Origin of the sequence: Pseudomonas sp. Mn2068, from assembly GCF_049319725.1 — a bacterium.
Lineage (GTDB): Bacteria > Pseudomonadota > Gammaproteobacteria > Pseudomonadales > Pseudomonadaceae > Aquipseudomonas > Aquipseudomonas gingeri.
Genome location: NZ_JBMOUG010000005.1, coordinates 24258 through 36170 on the forward strand (window position 1 = coordinate 24258; position 11913 = coordinate 36170).

Annotated in this window: 8 protein-coding genes; 4 read left to right on the top strand and 4 right to left on the bottom strand. The window is 64.1% G+C overall.

Annotated features, from left to right (window positions below):
• Nucleotides 1-21 precede the first annotated feature (21 nt).
• Complete coding sequence (locus ACL9RJ_RS13195) at nucleotides 22-1068, top strand: autotransporter outer membrane beta-barrel domain-containing protein (protein ID WP_177107895.1); 1047 nt, start codon at nucleotides 22-24, stop codon at nucleotides 1066-1068.
• Nucleotides 1069-1186: 118 nt separating this feature from the next.
• On the opposite strand, the gene glgB is transcribed toward ACL9RJ_RS13195, so the two are convergent.
• The 3 genes from glgB to ACL9RJ_RS13210 all read right to left on the bottom strand — a co-directional run bounded on the left by glgB (nucleotide 1187) and on the right by ACL9RJ_RS13210 (nucleotide 8888).
• Nucleotides 1187-3421: a 1,4-alpha-glucan branching protein GlgB gene (gene glgB, locus ACL9RJ_RS13200; protein WP_017125018.1), complete on the bottom strand. Its 2235-nt coding sequence runs from the start codon at nucleotides 3419-3421 to the stop codon at nucleotides 1187-1189.
• Nucleotides 3418-6756, bottom strand: a complete 3339-nt coding sequence (gene treS / locus ACL9RJ_RS13205; RefSeq protein ID WP_422765325.1) for a maltose alpha-D-glucosyltransferase — start codon at nucleotides 6754-6756, stop codon at nucleotides 3418-3420. The genes glgB and treS overlap by 4 nt, the downstream gene beginning before the upstream one ends.
• A 134-nt stretch (nucleotides 6757-6890) precedes the next feature.
• Nucleotides 6891-8888, bottom strand: a complete 1998-nt coding sequence (locus ACL9RJ_RS13210) for an alpha-1,4-glucan--maltose-1-phosphate maltosyltransferase (protein WP_422765326.1) — start codon at nucleotides 8886-8888, stop codon at nucleotides 6891-6893.
• A gap of 242 nt (nucleotides 8889-9130) precedes the next feature.
• On the opposite strand from ACL9RJ_RS13210, the gene ACL9RJ_RS13215 reads away from it, so the two are divergent.
• Nucleotides 9131-9298, top strand: a complete 168-nt coding sequence (locus ACL9RJ_RS13215; protein ID WP_017125015.1) for a hypothetical protein — start codon at nucleotides 9131-9133, stop codon at nucleotides 9296-9298.
• A 7-nt stretch (nucleotides 9299-9305) separates the two neighbouring features.
• On the opposite strand, the gene ACL9RJ_RS13220 is transcribed toward ACL9RJ_RS13215, so the two are convergent.
• The gene (locus ACL9RJ_RS13220) at nucleotides 9306-9812 is read right to left on the bottom strand and encodes an MgtC/SapB family protein (RefSeq protein ID WP_177085980.1); all 507 of its coding nucleotides are present in this window, start codon (nucleotides 9810-9812) and stop codon (nucleotides 9306-9308) included.
• A 142-nt stretch (nucleotides 9813-9954) separates the two neighbouring features.
• Between ACL9RJ_RS13220 and ACL9RJ_RS13225 the strand changes: the two genes are divergently transcribed.
• On the top strand, nucleotides 9955-10206 hold the full coding sequence (locus ACL9RJ_RS13225; protein WP_017125014.1) for a DUF3203 family protein: 252 nt from the start codon (nucleotides 9955-9957) through the stop codon (nucleotides 10204-10206).
• A gap of 207 nt (nucleotides 10207-10413) precedes the next feature.
• A complete protein-coding gene (gene ccoG / locus ACL9RJ_RS13230) occupies nucleotides 10414-11841 on the top strand; it encodes a cytochrome c oxidase accessory protein CcoG (protein ID WP_017125013.1) in 1428 nt (475 codons plus the stop codon).
• Nucleotides 11842-11913 lie beyond the last annotated feature (72 nt).

Here is an 11913-nt window from a genome sequence, read left to right on the forward strand (position 1 = left end):
TGCGACAGCAAGGAACACCCGATGAAAACGTTCATGATCCACCCCACCCTGAGGACAATGGTCAATCTGGCTTCGACTTCCCTCCTGCTGTGTTCCGCCGTGGAACTGCAGGCGGCCCCGGCCGAGGACGATCCGCCGCTCTGGCTTGCCAGCAACACCCCCTCCCTGTTGCCTGCCGGCCAGCCATGGGCGCTGGATAACAGCGAGCGCCTGCCCGGAGCGCGCTTTGCCGCCATCGTGGCGAACAATGGCAACCCCGAAACCTACACGGGATTCCATGACCGGGCGCTGGGCCTGAGCGAGGCCGGCAACCTCGACCCGTTGTTTTCCGGTGCCTTCGGCGACCTGCTGATCATCCCTGGCGCCTATGCCAATCGCAGCGGCGGGCACACTGTCAGGGCCGGGGTATTCACCGGACAAAGCGGACCGCTGGACCAGGTTGACGGATTTGTCATGGCGCCCCGCGATCCGCGCGCCGACGGCCTGAATGCCGCGGGCAACAATGTCGGGGCGTTCTGGAGCCTGACCGGACAGCAGGGCTGGCACGTCAATCTCACCGCCATGAACAACCAGGGCACGACCTATATCCGCTCGCCCCAGGGCACCCTGCAAGCCACGTCCTCCAGGGGCCAGACGTTTTCCCTGGAAGGTGGCTTCCCCATCGGCCTGGGGAACAACTGGGTCATAGAACCCCAGGCACAGCTGGTCAACCAGCAAGTCAGCGGCAATGTCGCCGGCCTGACGGAGGCCTCGGCGGACCAGTCGCTCTGGAGCGGCAGGATCGGCGCCCGCCTCAAAGGCGCCTACGAGGTCCGAGGCCTGCCGGTGGAACCCTACCTGCGCACCAACTTCTGGCACACCTTCGGCACCGGCAACACCTTGAGCCTGGAACAGGTCGACAAGATCAGCAGCAGTCGCAATGCCTCCACCGTGGAACTGGGACTGGGCCTGGTGGCCAGGGTCTCGCCGACCGTCAGCCTGTATGTCAGCGCGGACTACAGCGGCACCTCCGATGACAATGGCCTCAATGGGATCATCGGCAATATCGGCGTAAGGATGCGTTGGTAGGCACCGCCCCCTGTGGGAGCGGGCTTGTCGGGACGCCGCGCCGCCGCGAAGCGCCTGGCGTCCTCGCGGACCTCATCGCCGGCAAGCCGGCAAGCCGGCTCCCACAAGGATCGCGACCTCAGGAGTGCCCCTGCGGCTGCAGCATCAACACCGCCAGCGGCGGCAGGTTCAGCACCAGCGACGTGGCCTGTCCATGGCTGGCGTGGTCCTCGGTGAAAGCCCCGCCCCCATTGCCATAATTGGAACCGGCATAGATCGCCGCGTCGCTGTTGATCACCTCCTTCCACTGCCCGGCAAAAGGCACGCCGATCCGATACGCCTCGCGCGGTACCGGGGTGAAGTTGGCGACCACCAGCAGCGGTCGCCCTTCGCGGCTCCAGCGCAGCCAGGCGTAGACGCTGTTGGTCGCGTCATCGCCGATCAACCACTGGAAGCCCTGGGGGGCATCGTCCTGGTCGTACAGCGCCGGCTCGTCGCGATACAGTTGGTTGAGATCGCTCACCAGCTTCTGCACACCGAGGTGCTCGGAGTATTGCAGCAGGTACCAGTCCAGTTGCTGGTCGTGATTCCACTCGCGCCACTGGCCGAACTCACAGCCCATGAACAGCAGCTTCTTGCCCGGATGCCCCCACATGAAACTCAGGTAGGCCCGCAGGTTGGCGAACTTCTGCCAGCGGTCGCCGGGCATCTTGTCGATCAGCGAATGCTTGCCGTGCACCACTTCATCATGGGAAATCGGCAGGATGAAACGCTCGGACCAGGCGTACACCAGGCCGAAACTCAGCTCGTTATGGTGGTGCGCGCGGTACACCGGGTCCTGCTGGATGTAGTGCAGCGAGTCATGCATCCAGCCCATGTTCCACTTGTAGGCGAAACCCAGGCCGCCCTGCTGGGTGCCCTGGCTGACTCCCGGCCAGGCCGTCGACTCCTCGGCGATGACCAGCGCGCCCGGGGCTTCCAGGGCCACCACATCGTTGAGATGACGGAGGAAATCGATGGCCTCGAGGTTCTCGCGGCCGCCATGGCGGTTGGGTACCCACTCCCCGGCCTTGCGCGAATAGTCGCGGTAGAGCATCGAGGCCACCGCATCCACCCGCAGCCCGTCGACATGGAAATGCTTGAGCCAGTGCAGCGCCGACGCCAGCATGAAGCCGTGCACCTCGGTGCGTCCGAGGTTGTAGATCAGCGTGTCCCAATCCTGGTGAAAGCCTTCCAGCGGGTTGCCGTACTCGTACAGCGCCGTGCCGTCGAATTGCGCCAGGCCATGGGTATCGGTGGGAAAATGCGCCGGTACCCAGTCGAGAATCACGCCGATACCGGCCTGGTGGCAGGCATTGACGAAGGCGGCGAATTCGTCCGGCGTGCCATACCGGGCACTGGGCGCGAACTGCGACAGCGGCTGATAGCCCCAGGAGCCACCGAAGGGATGCTCCATGATCGGCATCAGTTCGATATGGGTGAAGCCCAGTTGCCGGACATAGGGAATCAGCCGCTCGGCCAGCTCGCCCCAGCTGTACTGGCGGGACACCTCGCCCACCTCATCGATCTCGCACTGCCAGGAACCGGCGTGCAGTTCATAGATCGACAGCGGGGCGTCCGGCCGTTGCCGCTCGCCGCGCGCCTGCATCCACTCCTGGTCCTGCCAGTCGATGCGCAGCGGCGAGGCCACCCGCGAGGCCGTGTCCGGCGGCAACTGGGTCGCCAGTGCCACCGGGTCGGCCTTGAGCGGCAGGATCGCGTCGGCGGCGAGAATCTCGTACTTGTAGGCCTCCCCCGGATGCAGGCGCGGGATAAAGATTTCCCAGACCCCGCTCGAATGGCGCAGGCGCATCGGATGGCGACGGCCATCCCAGATATTGAAGTCACCGACCACCGACACCCGCCGGGCGTTCGGTGCCCAGACCGCGAAGCGCACACCGTCGATGCCGTCGACCGTCATCACCTGGGCACCGAAACAGCCGCTCAGGTCGCGATGATTGCCCTCGGCGAACAGGTACAGGTCCATCTCCCCCAGCAAGGGGCCGAAGCTGTAGGGGTCTTCGCAGATCTGCTCGCCGCCGGCCCACTGGATCCGCAGCAGGTAGGGCTGGCGATCGGCGAAACGGCCGACATACAGGCCCGGCACCGCGCTGCTGTCCAGGCGGCCCAGCACCTCCTCGCTGCCACGGGCCAGGACCTCGACGCTCAGCGCCCCCGGCAGGAACGCACGGATGAATTGCCCGCCCGCACCGTCGTCGTGGGGGCCGAGAATGGCAAACGGGTCCTGGTGTTCGGCCCGCACCAGCGCTTCGATATCGTGGCTGGCGGGTAACAGGCTGGCCTTTGTCTTACCTTGTTCCTTACTTGAACTCATTGCTGCTCTCCACCGGACAAGGATTTCACCTCACTCAACAACCCGCTCAAGCCGTGCAGGGGCACGGGTAGCCAGGTCGGACGGTTCTCCGCCTCATAGACAATTTCGTAGGCAGCCTTCTCCAGACTGAACAGGGCCAGGGCCGCTTCCGCGCCCGCCGGGTCCTGCCATGCATGAGCAAGACTAGTCGTTGCCTGCCGATATGCCCGGATAAACGCCTCGCGCGAATCTTTCAGGTAACGCTCGGCAACCCGCTGCAGCGCGGCTTGCGCCTCCGGCGAGGAGTCGCCGGCGTGGGAGCGGTCGAGCGCCATCGCCGCGGCATAGTCGAACGAGCGCAGCACCCCGCTGACATCCTTGTACGGGCTGTGCTTGCCTCGACGCTCCTGCAACGAACGCGCCGGTTCGCCCTCGAAGTCGATCAGGTAGGCATCGCCCTGCACCACCAGCACCTGACCCAGATGCAGGTCGCCGTGCACGCGAATGCGCAAGCCGCCCTGCACCTGCGCGGCAAGCGCCTGGACATGGGCGACGATGGCCTTTTTCCGGGCCGTCAGGTGCCTGACCAGGGCCTGGTCCGCGGGGGCCAGTTGCGCCTGATGCTGTTCGAGCAATTGCAGGGCCCGGGTCATCTGGCTGCCGATCTGCTTGCCCCAGGCCTGGCTGTCCTTGGCCGTACTCACCTGGGCGCTGAAATCCGCATTGGCGGTCGGCGCGGCCAGCACCTGGTGCATCTCGCCCAGGCGCTGGCCCAGCAAGCCGGCGAAGTTCGCCAGTTCGTCGAGGGCATTGAACGGCTGCGGGTGCTCGACCGTGCCGTCGGCCAGTTCATCGCGGATCGCCCGCTCCAGGTTGTTCTGGGTCCAGACCCAGGCATCGCCCTGGTTGTTCAGCAGGCCCTGGGCAATCATCAGCAGGCTTTCCCCGCCCTCCGGATCACGGCGCACCACCGACCCCAGCAACGGCGAAATATTCCTGAAGCCGGCGGCACTCAGGTAAGCACTCATTTCCAGTTCGGGGTGAATGCCGGCGCTGACCTTGCGGATCAGCTTGAGCATCACCCGCTCCCCCACCACCACCGAGCTGTTGGACTGCTCGGCGGACAGGTAACGCACCTCGGCATCCGCCGGCAACGGCTGCGCCAGCAGTTCGGCGCTGGCCTGGAAATGCAGCTCGCCGGCGCTGCCGCTGAGCACGCTGCCCGCCTGCAAGCCCTGGATCACCGCCCGCACAAAACTCTCGAGACTGAAGGCATCGGTGATCAGACCCACCTGGCGCCCGCGTCGGACCCGGGCCAGTGCCAGTTGCTGGGGCAGCGCGGCGTTGATGTGCTCTTCGGCCAGCAGACCGAAGGGTATCTGGTAGCGGCTGACTTGGCCGCCGACCGTCACCTCGACTTCGCCGAGCAGCACCGGCTGCTGGGCATCGCCGAAACGCAGGCCATAGAGCAGATGCACCTGTTCGATGGCGGCATCCTTGTTGGCGAACCAGCGCCGCTTGGGCAGCCACTCGGGCAACGACACCTGCTCCAGGGTGGTGCGCGAAGGGGCTTCGAGCAATTCTTCGAGGCGCTTTTTCAGGACCAGGGTGGTGAAGTCCGGCAGGCTCTGGGGGGCTTCCACATGCCAGCTGGGCATCTGCGTCTCGGCAGCCAGGAGGAACCAGTAGAAGCCGTAAGGCGCCAGGGTCAGCAGGAAATTCAGTTGCCCGATAGGCGGAAAAGCGTTGCCCCCGAGCATCTCCACCGGCACCTTGCCAGCAAAGTGCGACAGGTCCAGTTCCGCTGCCTGGGCGGTACGCGAGACGTTGGCGACACACAGGATGATTTCGCTCTTGCCATCCGCCCCGGTGTATTCGCGGGTGTAGGCGAGGATCCGGCGATTGGCCGGCGAGAGCATTTTCAGGCTGCCGCGACCAAAGGCCTTCTGCTGCTTGCGCACCGCCAGCAGGCGTCGGGTCCAGTTCAGCAATGAATGGGGATCGCCGGCCTGGGTCTCGACGTTCACCGACGGATAACCGTAGAGCGGGTCCATGATCGGTGGCAGTACCAGGCTGGCCGGATCGGCGCGGGAAAAACCGCCGTTGCGGTCGATCGACCACTGCATCGGCGTACGCACGCCATCGCGGTCGCCCAGGTAGATATTGTCGCCCATGCCGATTTCATCGCCGTAGTACAGGGTCGGCGTGCCCGGCATCGACAGCAGCAGGCTGTTGAGCAGCTCGATCCGCCGGCGATCACGTTCCATCAGCGGCGCCAGGCGCCGGCGGATACCGAGATTGATCCGCGCCCGGCGGTCGGCGGCATAGTAATTCCACAGATAGTCGCGCTCACGGTCGGTGACCATTTCCAGGGTCAGTTCATCGTGGTTGCGCAGGAAGATTGCCCACTGGCAGTTGGCGGGAATCTCCGGGGTCTGGCGCAGGATATCGGTGACCGGAAAGCGATCTTCCTGGGCCAGGGCCATGTACATGCGCGGCATCAGCGGAAAGTGGAAGGCCATGTGGCATTCGTCGCCGTTGTCGCCCTTCTGGTCACCGAAATACAACTGGGTGTCTTCCGGCCACTGGTTGGCTTCGGCCAGCAGCATGCGGTCGGGGTAATGGGCGTCGATTTCGGCACGGATCTGCTTGAGCACCTGGTGGGTCTCGGGCAGATTCTCGTTGTTGGTGCCGTCGCGCTCGATCAGGTAGGGAATGGCGTCCAGGCGCAGGCCGTCGATGCCCATGTCGAGCCAGTAGCGCATCACCGACAGCACCGCCTTCATGACCTGCGGATTGTCGAAGTTCAGGTCCGGCTGGTGGGAGTAGAAACGGTGCCAGAAGTATTGGCCGGCGACGGGGTCCCAGGTCCAGTTGGACTTCTCGGTGTCGAGAAAGATGATCCGGGTCTCGTTGTACTTGTCATCGGTGTCGGACCACACATAGAAGTCCCGCGCACTGGAGCCCGGCTTGGCCTTGCGGGCCCGCTGGAACCAGGGGTGCTGGTCGGAGGTGTGGTTGATCACCAGCTCAGTGATCACCCGCAGGCCGCGCTTGTGCGCCTCGGCGATGAACCGCCGGGCATCGGCGAGGGTCCCGTAGTCGCTGTGGACCCCGCGATATTCGGCGATGTCGTAGCCATCGTCGCGGCGTGGCGAGGGGTAGAACGGCAGCAGCCAGATCGTGTTGACGCCGAGGTCGGCGATATAGTCGAGCTTGGCAATCAGGCCGGGAAAGTCGCCGATACCATCGTTATTCGAGTCGAAAAAGGACTTTACATGCACTTGATAGATGACCGCATCCTTGTACCAGAGGGGGTCATTGATAAAGGTTGCTGGGCGGGATTTCTTCGCCATGCTTCATTCCTCTTTTGACGATCGTTCCCACGCTCCTCGCGGGCATGCATCCGATGACGCTCCGCGTTACCAAAGCGCACGCGGAGCATCCAGAGCCGCATTCCCACGCCAAGCGAGGGAACGATCATTGATCATCAGATCGTGCTGATCCGCCAGATCCCGAACGGCTGGTGCCAGGGCTCGATGCGCATCCACTGGGTCTTGCCGTACCAGGTCCAGGTATGGCCATTCATCAGGTCTTCACCCCGGGTCGGGGCATCGTCAGGCAGGCCGAACTCCCACAGCGGCAGTTCGAAATGCGCCTCCTGGGCGTTGTGCGGGTCAAGGCTGACCGCCACCAGGATGAAACTCTTGCGGTCGGCGGTGCGTTTGCCGAAGTACAGGATGTTGTCGTTCCACGCGTTGTAGACCTGCAGCCCCAGGTGCGTCTGCAACGCCGGGTGCTGGCGGCGGATACGGTTGAGCTGGGCGATCTCGGCAATGATATTGCCCGGCGTGTTGAAGTCCCGCGGGCGGATCTCGTACTTCTCCGAGTCCAGGTACTCTTCCTTGCCCGGCACCGGCGCCGACTCGCAGATCTCGAATCCCGAATACATACCCCACAGGCCAGAGCCCATGGTGGCCAGGACCGCGCGGATGAGAAAGCCGGCGCGGCCCGACTCATGCAGGAACGCCGGGTTGATATCCGGGGTATTGACGAAGAAATTCGGCCGGTAGCACTCACGCCAGGGCGACTGGTTCAGCTCGGTGAAATAGCTCGCCAGCTCGGCCTTGGTATTGCGCCAGGTGAAGTAGGTGTAGCTCTGGGAGTAACCGACCTTGCCCAGGCGCGCCATCATCGCCGGCGTGGTGAAGGCCTCGGCGAGGAAGATCACCTCGGGATGACGACCGCGCACATCGGCAATCAGCCACTGCCAGAAGGGCAGCGGCTTGGTGTGCGGGTTATCGACGCGGAAGATCTTCACGCCCTCCCCGACCCAGCCGAGGACGATATCGCGCAGCTCGATCCACAGGCTGGGAATGGCATCGGCCGCATAGAAGTCGACGTTGACGATATCCTGGTATTTCTTCGGCGGGTTCTCGGCGTATTTGATTGTGCCGTCCGGCCGCCAGTTGAACCAGCCGGGATGCTGCTGCAGCCAGGGGTGGTCCTGGGAACACTGGATGGCGAAATCCAGGGCGATCTCCAGGCCATGGTCGGCGGCGGCGGCCACCAGTCGCCGGAAGTCCTCGCGACTGCCCAGTTGCGGGTGAATCGCCTCGTGCCCACCCTCCTCGCTGCCGATGGCATAGGGGCTGCCCGGATCGTCGGGACCGGCCGTCAGGGCGTTGTTCGGGCCCTTGCGATGGCGGCGCCCGATGGGGTGGATCGGCGGGAAGTACAGCACGTCGAAGCCCATGTCGCGGATCGCCGGCAAACGCGCGTGCACATCATTGAAGGTGCCATGGCGCGACGCACGGTCGGTGACGGAACGGGGGAACAACTCGTACCAGCTGGCGAACTGCGCCAGGCCGCGCTCGACTTCCAGGGGAAAATCATAGCTGCGGCTGAGATAGGCATGATGATCCGCCAGACGCATCAGAACCGCCGTGGCCGGCTTGAGAAAACACTCGACCTGGCCGTCGTTGGACAGGTGGGACAGTTCCTCATGCAAGGCCGTCAGGCGCTGCACCAGGTCGCCCTGGCTGCGTTCGATGGCCTGATGCACATGTTCGCGCCCTTCCTGCAATTCCAGGTCGATCGGCACCCCGGCGACGAATTTTTTCTCCAGTTCGTAGCAGAAGCTGCCGAACTGATCGATCCAGGCCTCGATCCGATACACATAATGGCCCTGGCCGCCGACCCGCAGCCGCCCCTGCCAGGCGTTATTGCCCTGGTCGGTCATCACCGAGCGCTGCCAGTCGGCGGCATCGGCGGCCTTCCAGGCCAGCATCACCGCCAGCTTGTCATGCCCATCGGTAAACACCTTGGCGCTCACCGTGAGTTCCTGCCCGGCCACTGCCTTGACCGCGAAGTGCCCACCATCGACGGACGGCGTCACGTTCTCGATGGCGATGCGTGGCAACAATAGCGCCTGGGACAAAGGCAGGACTTCGGTGATTTCCTCGTCCAACGATTTATCAGCTGTCATCGAGCATCACTCCTTACGTCCTGTGGACGCTCTACCCTGCATGATCATGGTTCGTCGCGACTGGCTTCATCCTGAAAGGCCGCTCAAGTTCGGAGCCGGAGGCCCGCTGAAAAGTTCAGACGGATTTGCCGGGAACGTCCACTCGTCCAAAAAGTGCAGTCAACCGCGAATGCACAGGGTCAACCGCTACACACGGTGCCGGGACCCTGCAGGCCCGGACCACGCATAAAAGAGGCCACTTCATGAATATTCCGATTCCGGCAGAAACGCCCGATCCCAATATCGACCAGCCGACCTTGCCGCCGACCGAGCCGCAACCGGTGCCGGAGCAAGAACCGCCCGGCACCACCCCGCCGCCGAAGATCGAGCCGCCGACCACCATGCCGCCGGTGATCGCGCAGCAAGAATAGACAACGCCTAGGGCGCGGGCGGCTGTTTTTCCAGTAGCCGCACGACCCGGGGCATCAGGCTGAACACCCCCAGGGCCAGCAGTGTGCTCAGCACTGCGGTCGACTCCCGCCCCAGGCCCGCCGCCACGCCGATGGCGGCGGTCATCCATAGGCCGGCGGCGGTGGTCAGGCCCTTGACGTGCTGGCCTTCCTCGTCGGCATGGCCCTTGAGGATCGTTCCGGCACCGAGGAAGCCGATGCCGGCGATCACCCCTTGCACCACCCGGCTCATCGCATCGGCCTGGGCCCCGGACATCTGCGGCACCAGCACGAACAGCGCCGCGCCCAGGGCGACCAGCATATGGGTGCGCACACCCGCGGCCTTGCCCTTCTGTTCCCGCTCGAAACCCAGCACCCCGCCGAGCAGGGCGGCAATCAACAGGCGCAAGGTGATCCGGGTCACCTGCTGGGCATCGCCGATATCGGCGAATTCAGCTTGCAGCGTCATCCATACGGTGTGCCACCAGGCCTGCATGATCCTGCCCTCTTTGCGGTCGATAAGGGATGGACACCCCCGCGAGTGCGCCAGTTCGGTCCATGACCGCTAATCGGCTGCGACGAACGATGGCCGGCCCCGGCGACCTAATGCCTGTCAGCCAGAGAAAAAGGAGAACACCATGCCCGTGAAGATCGATCCAAGCAGCCAGACCTGCACCCTGGAAGGGGACCATGAAGGAAACCCTATCGAGGTCCACGGCTCGGCCAGGGACGTGACCATCACCACCGATGACGCCCTGAGGATGTCCCGCGCGGAACTCGACGGCCAGTCGATCGTGATCACCGAACAGGAAGCCGATGCGTTGACCGTCGCGGGTGCATTCGATGGCCGCCACCACGTGAAGACCACTTCCAGTGATTCGGTGATTTGATTGACCCGTGTCAGCGTGCCTGCCGCGCCCTTGTGCCAAACGGCGGCGGGCACGCCGTTCGTGGCGTCGCAGGCGGTGAGGCAACTTGTCGCAGGTGGTCGCTCGCGGCCATCTGATCCGCTTTTTATTCAAATACCTGAGTCTGTTATGCAAACAGTTCGCTCGGCATAGTGCCCTGGCCTGATGGAGGCTGACGAGCGACAGACCATGAGCGAACGAATCCCGGTCCAGATAGTTGAAACCTTCGAACCTTTGCCGTCCGATTTTCAGCGCAGGAACATAAAGGCCAAGTCCAGCGACAACCTGATCCATACCCGCAGCTTCACCGGCCTGTTCCGCAACCTGCGGCTGAGCGGCGCGGGCTTTCTCTTCCTGCTGTTCTTCGGCACCGTCTGGCTGAACTGGGGTGGGCGCCAGGCCGTGCTGTGGGACCTGGCGAACAGCAAGTTCCATATCTTCGGCGCGACCTTCTGGCCCCAGGACTTTATCCTGCTCTCGGCATTGCTGATCATCTGTGCCTTCGGCCTGTTCGCGATCACCGTGTTCGCCGGACGGGTCTGGTGCGGCTACACCTGCCCGCAAAGTTCCTGGACCTGGCTGTTCATGTGGTGCGAGAAAGTCACCGAGGGCGAGCGCAACCAGCGGATCAAGCTGCAGGCGGCGCCCTGGGGGCCGAACAAACTGGCCCGGCGGGCCGCCAAGCACACCCTGTGGCTGGCCATCAGCCTGCTGACCGCACTGACCTTCGTCGGCTACTTCACGCCGATCCGGCCGCTGGTCCATGAACTGGCGACCTTGCAGATCGGCGGCGTCAGCCTGTTCTGGGTGCTGTTCTTCACCGGCGCCACCTATATCAACGCCGGCTGGCTGCGCGAAGCGGTGTGCATGCACATGTGCCCCTATGCGCGGTTCCAGAGCGTGATGTTCGACAAGGACACCCTGACCATCTCCTATGACGCCGCTCGTGGCGAGAACCGTGGCCCGCGCAAGCGTGAGGTGGCCCCGGCCAGCGTCGGCCTCGGCGACTGCATCGACTGCCAGATGTGCGTGCAGGTCTGCCCCACCGGCATCGACATCCGTGACGGCCTGCAGATGGAATGCATCGGCTGCGCGGCGTGCATCGACGCCTGCGACTCGATCATGGACAAGATGGGCTATGCCCGCGGGCTGGTCAGCTACACCTCCGAGCATCAGTTGCAGGGTGGCAAGACCCACCTGCTGCGGCCACGGCTGATCGGCTACAGCGCGGTGCTGCTGATCATGATCGGCGCACTGGTGGTGGCGCTGGTCGAACGGCCGATGGTGTCGCTGGACGTCAGCAAGGACCGCGGCCTGTTCCGGGAAAACAGCCAGGGGCAGATCGAGAACATCTACAGCCTCAAAGTCATCAACAAGACCCAGCAACGCCAGCAGTACCGTCTGGAACTGCTCGACGGCGAGGGTTTCCAGTTGCAGGGCAAGACCGAGCTGAGCCTGGCGCCCGGCGAGATCGCCGACTTCCCCGTCTCGGTGGCGATGACCACCGACAAACCGGCGAGCAGCTCCCGCGAACTCGGTTTTCGCGTGATCGATGACGATGAGCCCGGTATCTACAGCGTGGCGAAGACCCGCTTTGTCGCCCCGCTGAATCGCTGATGACATAGAATCCCCGGGCGCGAGAAGCCCCGGGAACGCCCCTCGAACAAGACTTGCGTGCCTGCATCGAAT

What these genes read in the sequence shown, in the direction of transcription:
- ACL9RJ_RS13195 (WP_177107895.1), top strand. Translation starts at nt 22, where the DNA reads ATGAAAACGTTCATGATCCACCCCACCCTGAGGACAATGGTCAATCTG.
- glgB (WP_017125018.1), bottom strand. Translation starts at nt 3,421, where the DNA reads ATGAGTTCAAGTAAGGAACAAGGTAAGACAAAGGCCAGCCTGTTACCC.
- treS (WP_422765325.1), bottom strand. Translation starts at nt 6,756, where the DNA reads ATGGCGAAGAAATCCCGCCCAGCAACCTTTATCAATGACCCCCTCTGG.
- ACL9RJ_RS13210 (WP_422765326.1), bottom strand. Translation starts at nt 8,888, where the DNA reads ATGACAGCTGATAAATCGTTGGACGAGGAAATCACCGAAGTCCTGCCT.
- ACL9RJ_RS13215 (WP_017125015.1), top strand. Translation starts at nt 9,131, where the DNA reads ATGAATATTCCGATTCCGGCAGAAACGCCCGATCCCAATATCGACCAG.
- ACL9RJ_RS13220 (WP_177085980.1), bottom strand. Translation starts at nt 9,812, where the DNA reads ATGCAGGCCTGGTGGCACACCGTATGGATGACGCTGCAAGCTGAATTC.
- ACL9RJ_RS13225 (WP_017125014.1), top strand. Translation starts at nt 9,955, where the DNA reads ATGCCCGTGAAGATCGATCCAAGCAGCCAGACCTGCACCCTGGAAGGG.
- ccoG (WP_017125013.1), top strand. Translation starts at nt 10,414, where the DNA reads ATGAGCGAACGAATCCCGGTCCAGATAGTTGAAACCTTCGAACCTTTG.